Origin of the sequence: Mucilaginibacter sp. (assembly GCF_965277465.1) — a bacterium.
Lineage (GTDB): Bacteria > Bacteroidota > Bacteroidia > Sphingobacteriales > Sphingobacteriaceae > Mucilaginibacter.
This window is the reverse complement of sequence record NZ_CBDICW010000002.1, coordinates 1,013,848-1,031,189: the sequence shown is the minus strand read 5'-3', so window position 1 is coordinate 1,031,189 and position 17,342 is coordinate 1,013,848. Positions and strand designations below refer to the sequence as shown.

Genomic DNA, 17,342 nt, shown 5'->3' with positions numbered 1-17,342 from the left:
GTTACTTTCCCTGTTTATCAATTGAAAAATCTTTTAATTTTATTGTTTAATAGGACATAAAATGGAAGTAGCAGAAATTATGGAGGAGCTGCAAGCAAATGGCAGCGAAAGCATAAAAAAAATATTGCTTAAACATGGTGTTAAAGAACCATTCTTCGGAGTTAAGATTGAATACTTAAAAACCATCCAGAAAAAAGTAAAAAAGGATTACCAGCTTGCAAAAGATCTGTTTGCTACCGGCAATGCCGATGCCATGTACCTGGCCGGGCTAATTGCCGACGATGAAAAAATGACCAAAGCCGATCTGCAAACCTGGGTAGATGAAGCGCTATCAAATAATATCAGCGAATATATAGTTCCGTGGGTGGCAACGGGGAGCCCGTATGGTTTTGAGCTTGCACTGGAGTGGATAGATAAGCACGACGAACGTATTGCCGCCGCAGGATGGTCTACCCTATTAAATATCGTATCCTTAAAAGCTGATAATGAATTAGATATAGCTAAATTAAAAGCATTGTTAAACAGGATTGAGCAAACCATCCATTCGTCGCCCAACCGCGTGCGCCAAGCCATGAATGGCTTTGTTATTGCATTAGGGACTTATGTTGCCCCTTTAGCTGACGAAACAATAGCCGCTGCCCACAGAATAGGAACCGTTGTTATAGATAAAAATGGAACAGCCTGCAAAATACCCAAGGCTATTGATTATATTAAAAAAGCAACTGCAAAAGGCAATCCCGTTGCAAAAAAGAAAATGGTTAAGTGTTAAAGGTATTACTAAATGCTACCCAACCGTAAAAAGCAAAAGCCTCCCAAATTGAGAGGCTTTTTGCATAACTGACCTATTTTAATTTAATTGAATGCTTATTTTGAAGGTAAGATTATTGCCTGTTTTTCAAGGTTCCAGCCCTCAACCAATATGGTTGGCTGTACTGTTCCTAACTTGGCCAGCGGCGCACTTACCGATACGGTTATAGCTTCGTGCGGGGCAAGGGTAAAGTAATTACCTGTCCAGTAGCTTGGCATCACCTCTTCGCCGTTCTTCATTAATTGCGGGCGCACAAAAAATGCCAGCTTCTCGGTATTATTGGTGAATTGCAGGGTCCATTTATTTTCGCTTGCACCCTTTTCGGCTTTTAATACTTTTACATCAACCTTAGTAATATCTAAGTTGTTAAAGGCGGTAAAATCATTATTTGGCGCCATCCAGTAAACGTTGTGTGATATTGTTCTGCCGGCTGCATTACTTAAGTTTAGCACCACAAAACTTACGCCTTTAATATCCTTTAAGGCTTCCTTTAGTTTGATAACTTCCTGCGTACCGCTTTGCGCTAAACCGATGTTATTAATTTTAACCGAATACATTACTTTGCTGTCGGTATTATAAATATCAGCTTTAGCCGTTAATATTCCGGTTGCAGCATGTATCCTATTGATCACTGCGGCGGTAGAATCATCCTGGTTAAACTGGATATGTAAAGGTTCAACTGCATTTTGCATGGCGTAATAACCGGCATTGGGTTCAAGGTACCAATCATAAATCTGCCATATTACACTTGGCAACGCGGCATTCAGTTTCCATAGCATTACACCGCCTGTTTCGTTCAGCTTATGCCCGGCAGCTTCAAATATGCCCTGGTAGCCAACATAGTTCATCAGCTGCATCTTGTCCGAAAAGTTGACCATTGTGTTTGGCTGGCCATATCTTTTAACCATTTCGGTATAATATTTATCATAACGGCCTGCCCCAGTTGCGGCATCATGGTATCCCCAGGTATTATTAAGCGGGAAAGGTAGTTTGGTATCCCAAACTAAATTAGGGATAGTTTTAGCCAAAGTGGTATATGGTGGTTGTGAGGGGATCCCGGTTTCATCCTTAAATACCCAGTCGCCGCCTGCATCAGCTTTTTTATAATATACTTTAGGATCCTGCCACTCATAAGGGCCGCCGCTATAAACACCCGATGGCATATCATCCGGCCATGAGCCTTTCCAGCCCGCAGGCAATTTGGCAAAACCTGATGAACTTGGAATAAACGGACGCGTTCCGTCTAAATCAATAATGTTATTGCGCATGGCATCATATAGCTCCTTGCGGGCATGCCCCTCGTTACCGCCAGTCCAAACCAATAAACTTGGATGGTTACGGATACGGAAGATAGTACTTACCACATTTTTTATAAATACATTACCTTCTAACGGCCAATCAGGCGATCCTTTAAACTCTCCCTGTGTATCTCCTGTTACCCAAAAGTCAGACCATACCATTTCGCCATATTTATCGGCCGCGTTCCAGAAAGCATCAGGCGGTGTAATGCCGCCGCCCCAAATGCGCACCAAATTAATATTGGCATTGCGGCAAAGGTGCATTTCGTAATCGTAACGGGCCGAATCACGGTTCACCATAAAATCAGGTACCCAGGCGCCGCCGTTCAGGTGCACACGTTTGCCGTTTACAAAAAACTCGCGGCGGGCGTAGCCATTTACCATAGTAGCCTTTGAGCTAACCGCACGGATCCCGAATACAAACGTAGTATCATCGGCAATGCCATTAGCATCGGCATATTGCAGCCTTATACGGTACAAGTTTGCCTTTCCGTAGCCATTGGGCCACCATAAATGTGGCTGCTTAATTAATAACTGGCTTATTTTATCAGCATTCAAATCAATAACCGATGCACCATTTGCAGCCACACTAATATTTTGTGTAAACTGTGTTGGCAGCCCCGTAAAGTTTTCGGGCTTTATACTCACTATCAACTTACCATTTTGAACAGTTTCGCTATGGTTTGACAGGGTGAGGTTCAGTGATAGTTTGGCCGAACTGGTATCAGGCAAAGGCAAGGTTGTTACTAATTTGGGGTGCCCAATAGTTACAGCGCCAGTTGTGCGCAGGTAAACCGGCTGCCAAATACCCATATTACGATCGCGAACCGGGGGAATCCAATCCCACCCTACAGAGCAAAGCATGGTTACATTTTTGCCAATGTCGCCTGTCGGGCCGCCATTTTCATAAAAAGGACCTAAAGCCTCTAGTTGTTCTTTAGCGGGATAGCCGGGATAATCAAGCGGATAGATTTTTACAGCAAGGGCATTTTCTTTACCGGCCTCAATAGCACCCGTAACATCTAAATTATAATCGGCAAACATGCCCGCCATCTGGGTAGAATCGGCAATTTGTTTACCATTTACCCAAACTGCGGCGCGGTAATTTATCCCTTTAAATATCAATTGAAAATGACGGCCTTTATCTGCCGCCGGCACTTTGAAGGTGGTACGGTACCAGTAAGGCTTTTTCCATGGATTTGGATCGTTTGGCAAAAAGCTGTACTGCTCAAGTTTATATTCTTTATTAAACTGATCTGATGCATCGGGGATCAGCATATTGTTAAGCCCCTGGTAAGGATCAGCATAAATATGATTGGCAACCAGTCCTGTCAGCACTGTTGATGGTACCTTTACCGGGAACCAGTAAACCGGCGAATGGTATTGTACTGATGAGAGCTCATTACCGGTTGCATTTATAAGGGCAGATGACTGCAGGTCAAAATCAGTGAGTTTAACCTGTTTTACGCCTGCCGATTGGGCAAACAGGCCAAAAGAAAACAAGCAATTGGCAATAAGGCCAATGGTTGCCGGATAGATAAATTTCTTTATTAGCATCGTTAGTTTTTTAAACGTGGGTACCCAAATATTGCAACATTAAAGCCCCGGTTTATAGCGTTGCAGGCGATGGATTTTTAAGCTTTTTATACAGGTGTAAATCTACCTAACTAAAGCACTGGCTGAATTGTACTAATTTATCCTTTTGTTATACTATTTTGAAATAATACTTATTTCAATAGTAAATATACTATTAATATCGCCACAATTAAGGCCCTGCAATAGCTGTAGTAAAACTATGTTTAAACAATAACAGATATATTACAAGTAGATAAAGGCATAATTTATAATGCTATAAATATTTCAGCTATATTAGCTTACCAATAAGCCAGGCGTATTTTAGCCCGATAAAGGGTATAATACTTTTATAACATTTTGCTTACAACAATTGCTGCTAACCTGAATTTATTGGGCTATAACCAACATCTATGTTAAAAAGGAAACTTACCCGATTAGCTATATTTTTAATTCCTTTATTCTTCATTTTTTCGCAGTGCTTTACTTCAAAAAAAAAGGAAGATCCGCGGGGCGATGCTTATGCAGGTTCGGCTACCTGTATCAGTTGCCATAAGGATGTTTCCAATTCCTATTTACATACCGCACATTTTATGGCATCGGCCCCAGCCGATGCAAAAACAGTTCAAGGCAGCTTTGCCAAAGGCGCTAATGAGTTTGTTTTTAACCCGCATTTAAAAGTGGTGATGGATAAACGCGACACCGGCCTTTACCAAACAAGCTATGCTGATGGTAAAAAGGAACAAGCACAACGTTTTGATATTGTATTTGGTGGTGTAAAAGGACAAAGCTATGCATATTGGTTTACTAACGAATTATTTCAACTACCCATATCCTACAACACCGCTAACCATGCCTGGATAAACAGCCCGGGGTACGAGCCCAACCGGGTTGCTTTTGAGCGTGCCGTAAGTACACGTTGTTTGGATTGCCATTTGTCTTACGCAAAATCGGCACCACCCGAAGTTCCAAATTTTTATGTGGGGATTGAGGGATACGATAAGCAATCGTTAGTTTTTAGTGTTGATTGCGAACGCTGCCACGGCCCTGCCGCCGAACACGTAAAGTTCCACACAGAAAATCCAGGCGAAAAGAAGCCTCATTTTATGGTTGCATTTAACTCATTAACCCGCGAGCAAAAGATAAACATGTGTGCCGTTTGCCACTCGGGCGCAACGAGCCGAATGCTAAAACCAACCTTTGGCTTTAAACCCGGTGATACACTGTCGAACTATATGGCTACACGTGCTTCTGCTACGCCAGTTGATTATAAAAACATTGATGTGCACGGCAACCAAAAAGCCCTGCTGGCCAGCAGCAAGTGTTTTATGAGCAGCAATATGGATTGCTCTACCTGCCATAACACCCATGTTAACGACCGGGATAATGTTACTCTTTACGCCGCCAAATGTATGACCTGCCATAGCGCTACCTCACATATTCAATGTAAAATGACGGGTAAACTAAGTGCGGCTTTGCTTATGGGTAATTGCATATCATGCCACATGCCGGCATTTACCTCAAAAACTATTGTTGTAGGGCAATCCGGTGCGCTAGTACATACCCATCATATAGGGATCTATACTGAAGAAACACAAAAAGTAATGGCTTATTTAAAAGCACAGTCGAAATAAAAATCAGTAAAACAAAACAGCCATAACAAACATTTGCTGTTCATTATGGCTATTGGTAATTATTAAAGTAAAACTTATTTCTTAAAGTTATTCTGCAACACTACAAAAGGTAAGCTTTTAGCCCAAAAAGGTGTTAGCCCGTTTTGAATATTAAAGCCGGCGGCATAATTTGCCAATATAACATCGGGCTTGCCATCGTTATTGTAATCGCCAACATCCATGCTGAACCAGCGGCCATATTTACTTACCGGGATGGTATGCGGTTTAAAGCTGAATGGTATATCCTGTTCAAAATAAATGCAGCTTTCGGCAGGATTATTTTTAAGGTCGGCAAAAAAGGCACTGGTTATAATATCCAGGTCGCCGTCACCATCAAAATCAGCAGCTATTGCTTTTGTACAGCCATTTACTGGGTAAAACCATTGCTGTTTAAAGTTCCAGTTGCCCGTATTTTTAAAGATATACATACCATGATAAGGCTTAAGAATGCGCGAATCATGGAAGTTATAGCCACAGGTATAGATCAGGTCAGGGTTTCCGTCATGGTCAATATCAGCCAGCTGAAAACTGGTTGAGCCATATACCGGCGGAAAACGCAACAGGTTTTTAGCAGTAAAACCGCCTTTATGATCATTCAGGTACATCCACAAGCCTTCGTCAACACTGCCAAATAAAACCATCAGATCGGGCCAGCCGTCGTGATTAAAATCTCCCGCAACTGCCTGCACTGCACCGGGCTGCTCAGTTATATTACTTTGGGTATAGGTATGATCTTTATTTTGTTTAAACAGGTAAACGCCACCTTTTAAGCGCCCCTGGCCGCAAACTACCCAGTCGGCTAAGCCATCTTTGTTAAAATCGGCTGTCAGGGTTTGAACAGGACGTGCCAGTTCTGATGCGAAAACGGTTTGTACCGGGGCTTTTGAATTTAAGTCGATACTGATCACTTTTCCGCTTGGGAAATCAATTGGTTGTAACTGCCCAATGCACGAAAATAACCCCTGGTTATTACCGGCAGCATCTTTAATAAAGCTTGCATTTACTGCCGGCGATGGCAATACGACTGCTTTTTCCATTTGCAAATTACTATCCCAGGCAGTCAGCGTTTTTGCAACCCCATCAGATGTGTAGATTTTATGACTGAATGGATTTAACACCGCCATTGTTGTATAGGCTATATTACTTACCGGCGATGGTGTTTTAAGGCTGAATCCGGCCCAGTCATTAACGGCCTGTACAGGTGGTTTAGCTGCAGCCAGCGTATCCGGTGCCAATTTTTGATAGTAAGTAGTGATGCTCTGCCACTCTAACAGGGTCATAGAGTCGCTTGCCTTTGTGGTAGTATCTTTATCCTTTTTAAAATAGCCATCAAGGTAAGGCGTTATGCCAAAATAATGTGCCATTGATGGCAGGGTATGAAATTTCCATACATCTTTAGTTATTGAATTAACCGGAACTAAAGCGTGGCATTTGGTGCAATGCAGTTGTATAAGGTTTTTACCATCGGCAATGGTATCGCCCGTTAAGGTGTAAGTATTATTACCCTTGCTTTTGCAACCATCCAGCATAACACTGCAGGATATTATGGCGGTAAATAAAAGCAATGATGATGTTAAAAAATAGTTTCGTTTAAGGCTCATAACAAAGTTCAGTAGTTCTGTATTAATTAGTTATTTTGAGTTTATTCCAGATATAGTTACCCAGTTGTTTACCCTGCACGGCAGCTGCAAGTGAGCTGTTAAGGTAATGGATGCCTCCATAAAAACGGCTCATCGCTGTTTCATCTGATGCTTGTAAAAATGAGGTAAAATGGCGCTGCATACCTATATAATGCAGATCGCTGGTATCCTGAAACTCAAAGTTATCACCAAATAAATGGGTAAGTACGGTAGCTGATGCTGCGCTAATGGTTGAGTGCCCGGCGGTATATTCGGGAAATGGAGGGGTTTGTAAAAGCGGCAGCCAGGTGTGGTCAAGTTTCTCGTTAATATTGGTTACCGGCCTTGCGTAGCTGTATTTATATTTCACTTCCCAGCAGCATATAAATGCATCATACAGCGCTATAGAGGTAAGTGCATAGGCTTCGGCAGTTTTAACGGCATCCGCATGTGTTTTTTTACAGGCAATGGTGGTAATGCCTATCCAGTGCCCTCCCGGGGTTATTTTTTTATCAGCAAACATCAGGTGTCCGTTGTGCTGTATCACAAAAGGGTTATCATCCCAAAAAGTAGCAATCTCCTTTTCTTCTTTGGTTAAACTTTTATTTTTGTTATACACTTCGGTATACTGCTTAACATAGGCGCTGTTCTTATCCTCGCTGTATGCAGGCGGCGGACCCGGCTGAAACATAGCTGATGAATCGATAGCAAATACTTTCATCTCGCCCCAGCAAAACTCAACACCGTCCATATAATCCGGCGGAGTTGGGCGCCATTTAGCCGGACTGTTTTCACCCAGATATTTAGGTTTACCCCTTGTTTGCGGGTAATTATCAACCGAAGCACGTTTTAGTATCAGCTTACCAATCTTTTCGCCAAAGGCAACTGAGCGGGCATAGGTTGAGTCGTCAAGATTATCCTTATACATGCTATAAACTTTATTCTCGTACTTTTTCAGGGTATCAATAGAGAAAGTAACTTTATGCGCCACCGTAAAAAACGCCTTTGTTGCAGCAAGGGTATAATTATATTTTTTCCCTTTTTCGGGCATAGGCACTTTACCAAAGCCCTTTAACTGGCTAATGATGGAGTTATACTTAGGATCAGCATAGCGCATAGCCTCGTATGATGCTAAAGCGGTATAACCATAAATACGGCTTGCCACAGGCGGGGTAAATACATCGTAAATAATTACCTGTGTTAGCTGGTCTTCATTTTGATGCAAAACTTCGGTATCGCTCAAAAGCACGGCTTTTTCTTTATGGGCACATGCCGCAAACAAAAAAAGCGAAAACAGAACGGCTAATATTTTAAAGTATCTCATAGCAAAATCAATATTTAATTTAATGGAATATTCCTGGTACGGCCCTGGCTATCGGTAATGGTAACCGATTGCATAGTTTGGTCTATATTAAAAAATCTGCCTGATTGCGATAAAAAGGATGTACCATTATAAAACTCCTGTTTACCCGTTTTACCATTTTTATATTTAATGGTAGCAAACATATCCAGTGGCAGTAATGGAACCGTATGCACAGGCTTTCGCAGTTCAAAAACTTTCATTTCGGCCCGGTTTTGCGTAGCGGCAAGCATATAGCTACCCTTAGCGCCCCTTAGTTTCACCAATGCTTTACCATCTCCCGGGATATAAATACCGCTTTGCTGTATGGTTAACGATTTAAAATTACCTTTACCATCCCCTTTAAGCATCAGGCCGTTAAAAGCATCGTATCTCCCGGTTGAAACTTCTGTTCCATAATCGTTACCATTAAGGGCAATATCAAGGTTGCCGTCGCCATCAAAATCATCCACAACAATACCGTTAAGCTGGGATATTTGTGCTTCTATAGGTAAAGGGATCATGGTGAATTTGCCATTTCCATTATTTTTCAAATAGCAGGACTGCAGCATATTTGCTTTTAGCCTGATAGCACCGACCCGCATAGACGGCGTAATTACCGAATCCATTGTTGCTGTGGCAAATGATTTATAGTTCTGAAACTTAACACGCATACCTATCACCTGCTTAATAATATCATCGCGCGTGTAAGCCGGAAACTCCTTTAACTCGCCATCCTGATCTTTCAGAAAAACAGAAGGGAAAGCGTCATAGCTGCCATTATTGTCAAAATCTTTAGCGGTAATATATACCGGATATTTATCTGATGCCTTAAAGAAGGTATTTAAACCGGTATTACCCACTATGTAATCAATTTTACCATCGTGGTCAAAATCGCCGGCGGCTATACTATTCCACCAGCCAAATTTATCGCCGATGCCTGTACCGCTGGTTACATTTTTAAATACACCGTGGTTGTTCTTTAAAAAAGTAACGGGCATCCATTCCCCGGTCAGGATCAGGTCGGGCCAGCCGTCATTGTCAAAATCGGTAAAAATAGCATCACAAACCAAGCCTATATCTTTTAGCTCCTTAGCTACCGTTGGCGTAACATCGGTAAATTTGATGTGCCCGTTTTTACTGTCGTTCCGCAATATCATGCTCGATACCGGCTTAGGGTAGTTCCAGGGATCAACCCGGCCTGATACAAACAAATCAAGCTTACCATCCTTATTGTAATCAATGGCTTTTACACATAGCTTACTGGTATAGTTTTGCGGCAATGCATCGGCCTGTAAGGTAAAGTTGCCCTTACCATCATTAATATAAATGCGATCCTGGTAAAACTTTGAACCATGCGGGTTACCGTACCCGCCGCTGGCTACGTAAAGGTCAAGGTGCCCATCGCCATCAGCATCAAACAGTAACAAGCCTTCATCTTTAAAATGATCGGCGGTTGACTGGCTATTGGGGATCAGATCGCGCTGAATAAACTTACCATCGGGCTGTTGCAGCAGTAATTGCGCCGGGTACTTTGAAGTACCGCCTACCACCATGTCATCAAACCCATTTCCGTCAACATCGCCAACGGCCACCGCTGGTGAATACTGGGATAATTTATGTGGTAAAAGTTTCTGTACGTTAAAATCTATCAGGTCGTCCTCCTTATGTTTATAGGTAACGCCGACAGACCTTGTTACTTCATGAAACAGTGATTTGGTATTTGTTGCAGGTGTATTAAACGTATAATTCTCTTTTGCATTGGCCATATTTACGGTTAATACTTTATCAACCTTAACCTTTGCAATAACCTGCTTTTTGCCATTAGGCCATTTTATAACTAATGAATCAAGCACTGAATCTTTACCCAAACCAAAATGAGCTATATTTTGTATGGTAGACAGGTATCCCCTGAACGGCGTATTTTCATATACCTGGTGTTTGCCATGTGAATAATAAATATCGGCCCAGGCACCTATCCCATTTTTGTTTTGTGCGCCCCCTTCAAATTTTACGTGCAGGTAATGGCTGTTGTTTTTATCTTTTTCTCTGGATGTATTTTTATAGATCAATGCTTCATCATTGATATTATTGATCACCAGGTCCATATCGCCGTCGTTATCCAGATCGGCGTATGCAGCACCATTTGAAAACGTAGGTACATCAAGGCCCCAGCTTTTGGTAACATCGGTAAATTGCAGATCTCCGCCATTTTTAAAAGCATAATTAGGGATTTTAACAATAGGGATCTGATCAAGGATCTGTTTTTTTGAAGCAACCATATAAGCCTCGGCCCTGAAGGTTGTAAAATCATGGTCGGTAACATCGCGCGGATAACCGTTGGTGATCACCACATCGCGCAAGCCGTCATTATCAAAATCGGTAATCAGGGGGCACCAGCTCCAATCGGTTTGTGCCACGCCACTTAAAAATGATGTTTCGCTAAAAACCGGTGCGCCTATTGAATCATTCTGACCCAAACGCGGGCCCTGGTTTATTTGTAAAGTATTACGATTGTATTGGTATTGGTAGCCGTAATAATCAAAATTCTGATAGGTTTGGTAGGTATTTGAACCCATAAACATTTTGCGGCGGTAGTTATCCTCCGGGCTCATGTCAAGTTCAAAAACATCGGCAAGGCCATCGTTATTGATGTCCTCAATATCCTGCCCCATTGCACTGTTTGAGGTATGTTTAAAATACTCCTTTGATCTATCGGTAAACGTACCGTCGTGATTATTGATGTATAAAATATTGTTGCTTAAAAAATCATTGGTAACATAAATATCTTTCCAGCCATCGCGGTTAATATCCACCGTTGTGGTTGCGTGCCCGTAACCTTCAATTAAAATCCCGGCCTGCTTTGATACATCGTGATACACAGGATGCTTCAATACAGGGTCCCAGTCGTTACGGTAAAGTTTCCCGGTGCTTTGCTTTGAGCCATCGGTTGATATCGGCCTGAAAGTAGAAGTATTATCATTTGATTGCGCCGAATTAACGGTAAGGTACATATCCAGGTCGCCATCGTTATCATAATCAAAAAATGTAGCCATTGTTGAGTGCAAGGTAATATCCAAGCCATACTCTTTAGCCATTTCTTTAAAATGAGGAACGCCTTTTTTATCAATCCCCTGGTTTACATACAACTGGTTACGTCTTTTTGCCGAATCGTTTAACAAGGTATAGCAAACATAAATGTCCATCAGGCCATCATTGTTTATATCAACAACAGCAACGCCCCTGCCCCAGCCTTTTGAGCCTTCAACGCCCGCCTCTTTAGTAACATCGTCAAACTTCATGTTACCTTTATTAAGGTAAAGTTTGTTTGACACGGCGTTGCCTACCAGATAAACATCCTGCAAGCCATCGTTATTAAAATCGCCTATACCTACACCGCCGCCGTTATAAATATTCAGCTTATCAAGCGGGTTAATAGAGTCATTTTCAACAATTGTATTATTGAAAGTTATACCCGAGTACGAGGATGGTATTTTTTCGAACAAAGTGCTTTTCTTTTTGCACGAAAACAATAAAACGGGCAGCGAGCAGAGTAGAAGAAACCTTGTAATTCTCATTTTTAAATTTACACTAATCTATAAATTAAAAAAGAGGTGAAGATACAATCTCCACCTCTTTTTTAAAGAAATTATTAAAATTAATAACCTGGGTTTTGTTTAATATTTCCGTGGGTTATATCAATCTGACCTTGAGGGATCGGATATAATTCATTTCTGCCTGCTGTAAATTTAGCGCTCTTAAGCAACAATGCAGGGAAGTTAGGAACAGCATTTTCGTGGGCTAAGTAGCCGTTAAGAACACCAGCCATAAAGCCACTGCCCATTTGACCGCCATAAAGACCATCCCAACGTTGTAAGTCAAAGAAACGATGACCTTCCATACCTAATTCAATCCTGCGCTCAAACTGTACAGCTTTACGTGCAAAATCTTTTCCTTGTGCCGCAAAGCCCATTGTAGGATTGCTTACACCGTTTGCATTATTGTAGGTACCGTAAAATCCAACTTTATAGTTAGCAGCAGGTGTTGTAGTGTAACCACCTGTTGGGTTAGTTGCATCTTTGTAAGTATGCACCCAGTTGGTTGGATCAGCAGCACGAGCACGTACTCTGTTTACATAACCTTCGGCAGTTGCCAATGAACCTATTTCAATCTCAACTTCAGCAGCCCAAAGTAAAACGTCAGCAAAACGGATAGCATTGTAGCTATTAGCTGTTGACTGGTTTACTGCCCAACCTTCGTAAGTTTCGCTGGTTGTAGCTTGTGCAGCCTGGTAGTATACGTTTTTGATAGGGCTGTATGGACCACCATCTGCCTGGTCACGGCACCAGTCTTGTCCCGGGTGAATTCCCCAGTCAAGGTAAGGAATACCACGACGGCCTACTGACCAGTCTAAACGTGGATCGATAGCATCTGTTGTAGGCGTAAATGCTGTAGTTGAAGCAATGTTCTGATCATTTTTCAAGTCAGAATTGTTGTAAGTATCCAACAAAGGTAAACCTGTTGTTGCATCAACTTTAAACGCATTTACAAAGCTGAATGATGGCTGGAAGAAACCACAGCAGTTAGCAGGGCCACCTGATGCAAAGTTTAATGTTTCGCCAGAGTTACCATTGTCACCATTTGAACCATCATGTACTGATGTTTGGATAACAAAAACACCTTCAGGACCATTTTTAGTTGATGGGTTAAAGTTGTTAGCATAAGGCTCCAAAGCATAAGCCACTCCGCTTGAAGTTTTACCGCTTGTAATTAAATCATTTAACAATGGTTGTGCAGCAGCATATTTATGCTCAAACATGTAAGCTTTAGCTAAAAATGCTTCAGCAGCGTATTTGTTTGCACGGCCAATCTGCGCTTGTGTAGCTGGCAGGTTGTTCATAGCAAAGGTAAGATCGGCTTCGATCTTGTCCCATATAGGGCCAGGGTTACCAATGTTATAGTTACCATTACTGTAAGTTACAGTTTCGTCAGCATACGGAATGTTTCTCCATAATTTAGCCATTTCTGACTCATAAAAGCCTCTTAAAAAACGGGCCTCAGCAGTTACTTCAGTTGCATAAGCTGGTGATACAGAACCATCTTTTACTAAAGGAAGTTCTCTTAATACGTCGTTTGCACGTTGTATAGCACCAAAGTTAACTACCCATTTTGGGTTAAGGTAACCGTTACTGCCTGATGCTGTGTAGCTTTCAATGGCAGCAGCATCCGGCTGATCACCCGGGGTTGAACCCTTGTGAGCGTCATCAGCAGCAACACTACCGTAAATCCAGTTATCAGTACCTGTCATCCAGGTATTTCCTGGCTGGCCTGTGTAAGTACCATCAAGTAATGAGTAGGCACCTATTAATAGCCCATCAACACCCGCCTTATTGGCAAGAATGATGGTGTTTAATGCTCCTGTAGGCGTTTTGTCAAGAAATTTCTTGCATGAGTAAGATAATGCAAGCACTCCCATAAGCCCGGGGATCAACAATTTACTGTTTAATCTTTTCATAATGCTAAATATTTTTATTTTTTCAATTATTAAAATGACAAGTTTGCTCCAAATATAATTTGACGCTCATTGTTAGGGTAGCTACCAATGTCAGTACCTATACCATTACTTGCTGTTGCCTGTAATTCAGGATCAAGGCCAGTGTATTTGGTGATAGTGAACAAGTTAGTTGCCTGAACATAAATGTGTAATCTGTCAACTCCAACAATTTTCAAATCGTTGCTGTTAAATGTATAACCTAAACGCAGTGAACGGCATTTTAAGAAAGAGCCTTTCTCAACGTACCAGCTGTTGATAGTTTGGTCAGTACTGAAAGTACTTGTAGCTTCAGCTTTTGGAGTTTTTGGATTTAAGTTAGTTGGTGACCATGAGTTAAATAACAGATCGTTGCTTTTGTTACCTGTTAAAGTGCTGTAAAAGTCGGTCCAGTATTTAATTTGGTTATAATCTTTATTACCGTATGATCCGTAAAGAACCATGTTAAAATCCCATTTTTTGTAGCTGGCATTAATGTTAACACCATAAGTAAAGTCAGGATTTGGGTTACCGATGTTAGTACGGTCAGCATCAGTAATTTTACCATCGCCATTAGTATCGGCATAGATGAAACGACCCGGAGCAGCATCAGCCTGGGTAGGATGAGCAGCAACATCAGCAGCATCTTTAAAATAACCAATAACTTTGTAACCGTAAAACTCACCGATTGGAGATCCAACCTGATCGTAAGTAATGTTACCATTACGTACACCATTGGTAAAGAAGTTACCACCTGTACCACCCTGTGCATCAAGCTTGGTGATTTTGTTTTTGTATGAAGTGATGTTAGCACCAAGGTTCAATTTAAAATCAGAACCGATAGTAGCATGGTACATTGCAGATATATCCAAACCTGTATTTTGAACATCACCTACGTTAATAAATGGCGGCGCACCGCTACCTACTGTTGCAGGTAAAGTTGGGCGGAATAATAAACCTGTAGATTTTTTGTTGTAGTACTCAGCTGTTAATTCAAAATGGCTGTTAAACATGGTTGCATCAAAACCGATATTACCTGTTTTATCAGTTTCCCATGTTGTTTTGGTGTTACCATATTGTGATGCATAGAAACCAGCAATAGCACTGTTCAAAGCCCCATTGATAGAGTATGATGAACCACCTATGCTTTGACCAAATGAGCTGTAAGCGTTACCACCACCAACATCACTTGTGGTACCTGATGTACCGTAGCTACCTCTGATCTTTAAGTCATTTAACCAGGTTGCACCTTTCATGAAGCTCTCTTGTGAAATTCTCCATGCTGCAGAAACAGATGGGAAAGTACCATATTGTCTGCCTGGGAAAAACACTGATGAACCATCACGACGAATAGTACCGGCGATGATGTATTTGTTATCAAAATCATAATCTATACGACCAAATTGAGACAACCTGCTTGATGGCTGGTTAGGGCCGCTGCTTGCCAAAATACTTTTTGCATCACCATTACCAATTGCTACGAAAGCAGGGTCAAGTGAGAAGAAGCTGTTTTCAGAAGCTGAAAGGTAACGACCTGTATAAGCTGATGATTCATAACCAGCAAATGCTTTTACGTGATTTTTACCAAATGCCTGGCTGTAGTTGATGGTGTTAGTCCAGTTGTAGTTGGTACTATAACCAGCACCTTCAGATGCACCATTTAAACCAGCATGACCTTCACCACTCCAGTAAGGGTTGATGTTGATGTTATTGTAGTAATAGTTATCGTTGTTTAAGCTGATGCTTGTTTTTGCAGTAAAATGTTTAAGGAAATCAACCTCAGCATAAGCAGTACCTTCAATAGCATAGTTTCTGCTGTGCTGTAAAGTAGTAGCATACATTTGAGCAACAGGGTTAACCGCGTTACCTAGCTGAGTTGGACCATCATAAGTACCGCCATAGTTACCTTTAATATCATACACAGGGATCTGTGGCTGCATACGGTAGCTCATTGATATAGCGTTACCTTCGTTTTGGTTACCACCCGGGATACCACCTGAAGACTGAGGACCATTAGGCTCTAAAGTATAGTAAACCTGCATGTTCTCACCCATACGGATGTGATCGTTTAAGCTAAAAGTAGTATTTAAACGAGCTTGTAACCTTTTAAAGTAAGTATCAACCAATGTACCGCGCTGATCGGTATATGATGATGAAAAGTAGTAGCTGTTTTTATCATTTGCACCACTTGCAGTTAAAGTATGCTGTTGTTGCGGAGCTGTTTTGAAAATAGCATGGAACCAATCAGTACCTACTGCATTATCAAACTTTTGGATCAGGTAATCATTACCTGGGTTTAAAGGATCAATAAAGTAGTTTGAAGCTGCAGCACGCGGATCAGAACCCGGACCTACGCCTTTAACTGTAGCACTTTGAAAACCGTAATCCTGAAACTGGCCATTTACTAATAATGCGTTCTGTGGGTCAACTTGTTTTACCAAAGCTTCGTAGTTTGGTGCATTTAATACATTCCAAACGTTTCCGCTTTTAGGGCTTGTTGAACCATAGTAGCCATCATAAGTAAATTTAGTTTTGCCATTTTTACCTTTTTTAGTAGTAACCACAATTACACCGTTACCACCACCAACACCATATATAGCTGTTGAACCTGCATCTTTCAATACAGTGATTGATTCGATATCGTTAGGGTTAACGTTTTGCATACCACCTTCCTGGATTCCATCAATAACATATAATGGAGCAGAATTACCAGTAGTACTGATACCACGTACAGTTACCTGTGCAGCAGAACCCGGAGAACCTTGTGTAACAACGTTAACACCCGCTGCTTGTCCTTGTAGTAAGCTTTCAGCACTGGTTACCGGGGTAACTTTTGCCGCGCTCATGTCTACAGAAACAACCGAACCAGAAATGTCTTTTCTGCGCTGGGTTTGGTAACCTGTAACAACAACTTCGTTTAATGAGTTGTTTACAGGTGTAAGAGAAATTGAAATAGGACCGTCACCCTGAACGGTAACCTCTTTTGATTGATAACCGATGTAACTTACAACCAAAACATTACCTGTTGATAATGTTAAGCTGAAGTCACCGTTAACATCAGTTACAGCGCCCGTGTTGGTGCCCTTAATTTTAATGGACGCACCTACAACAGGTAATTTGTCATCGCTGCCGATAACCTTACCTGTGTGTTTTGTTTGGGCTGTAACTACCAATGAAGAAATCATGCAGCATAGTAGCAGACATAATGTTCTTCCCTTTAGGAGTAAACTTTTAAACATGAGATTGAGATTTAGTTGATTAATTTATTTGATTTAAGAGCGTTGGTCTGTTGGAAATTACGAAGGAGGGCGTTCGTGCACAAAAGCCATAACAAGCAGCCCGGGATCAGTGAGATTTGATCCGGAGAGTATAAAACGCTTGTAATAGAAGAAGTGTAAAAGTTTTATCATGTATAATACATTAATAAATAAAATACTTATCGTTACCCAGCTTAAGGTGCCCTTCAAAATGAAGAAACATCTGTTCAATAAATGTTATAATAA

Annotated in this window: 8 protein-coding genes; 2 read left to right on the top strand and 6 right to left on the bottom strand. The window is 41.4% G+C overall.

All coding sequences use genetic code 11. The features are described from left to right. Nucleotides 1-61: 61 nt before the first annotated feature. Complete coding sequence (locus ACQY4U_RS16925; RefSeq protein ID WP_428330632.1) at nt 62-769, top strand: DNA alkylation repair protein; 708 nt, start codon at nt 62-64, stop codon at nt 767-769. Nucleotides 770-864: 95 nt separating this feature from the next. Here the strand turns inward: ACQY4U_RS16925 and ACQY4U_RS16920 are convergent, their stop codons facing one another. Then, complete coding sequence (locus tag ACQY4U_RS16920) at nt 865-3,663, bottom strand: glycoside hydrolase family 2 protein (RefSeq protein ID WP_428330631.1); 2,799 nt, start codon at nt 3,661-3,663, stop codon at nt 865-867. 428 nt (nt 3,664-4,091) lie between these two features. Between ACQY4U_RS16920 and ACQY4U_RS16915 the strand changes: the two genes are divergently transcribed. Next, nucleotides 4,092-5,312, top strand: a complete 1,221-nt coding sequence (locus ACQY4U_RS16915) for a cytochrome c3 family protein (RefSeq protein ID WP_428330630.1) — start codon at nt 4,092-4,094, stop codon at nt 5,310-5,312. Nucleotides 5,313-5,386: 74 nt separating this feature from the next. On the opposite strand, the gene ACQY4U_RS16910 is transcribed toward ACQY4U_RS16915, so the two are convergent. The 5 genes from ACQY4U_RS16910 to ACQY4U_RS16890 all read right to left on the bottom strand — a co-directional run bounded on the left by ACQY4U_RS16910 (nt 5,387) and on the right by ACQY4U_RS16890 (nt 17,024). Beyond that, nucleotides 5,387-6,952, bottom strand: coding sequence for an FG-GAP repeat domain-containing protein (locus tag ACQY4U_RS16910; protein ID WP_428330629.1), 1,566 nt, complete (start codon nt 6,950-6,952; stop codon nt 5,387-5,389). Between the two features lie 22 nt (nt 6,953-6,974). Further along, nucleotides 6,975-8,294 (bottom strand): vanadium-dependent haloperoxidase, encoded by a 1,320-nt coding sequence (locus ACQY4U_RS16905; RefSeq protein WP_428330628.1) that lies wholly within the window; start codon nt 8,292-8,294, stop codon nt 6,975-6,977. Nucleotides 8,295-8,308: 14 nt separating this feature from the next. Further along, the gene (locus ACQY4U_RS16900; RefSeq protein WP_428330627.1) at nt 8,309-11,887 is read right to left on the bottom strand and encodes a VCBS repeat-containing protein; all 3,579 of its coding nucleotides are present in this window, start codon (nt 11,885-11,887) and stop codon (nt 8,309-8,311) included. Nucleotides 11,888-11,967: 80 nt separating this feature from the next. After that, nucleotides 11,968-13,824: a RagB/SusD family nutrient uptake outer membrane protein gene (locus ACQY4U_RS16895; protein WP_428330626.1), complete on the bottom strand. Its 1,857-nt coding sequence runs from the start codon at nt 13,822-13,824 to the stop codon at nt 11,968-11,970. A gap of 29 nt (nt 13,825-13,853) precedes the next feature. Then, nucleotides 13,854-17,024: a SusC/RagA family TonB-linked outer membrane protein gene (locus tag ACQY4U_RS16890; RefSeq protein ID WP_428330625.1), complete on the bottom strand. Its 3,171-nt coding sequence runs from the start codon at nt 17,022-17,024 to the stop codon at nt 13,854-13,856. Between the last annotated feature and the right edge of the window lie 318 nt (nt 17,025-17,342).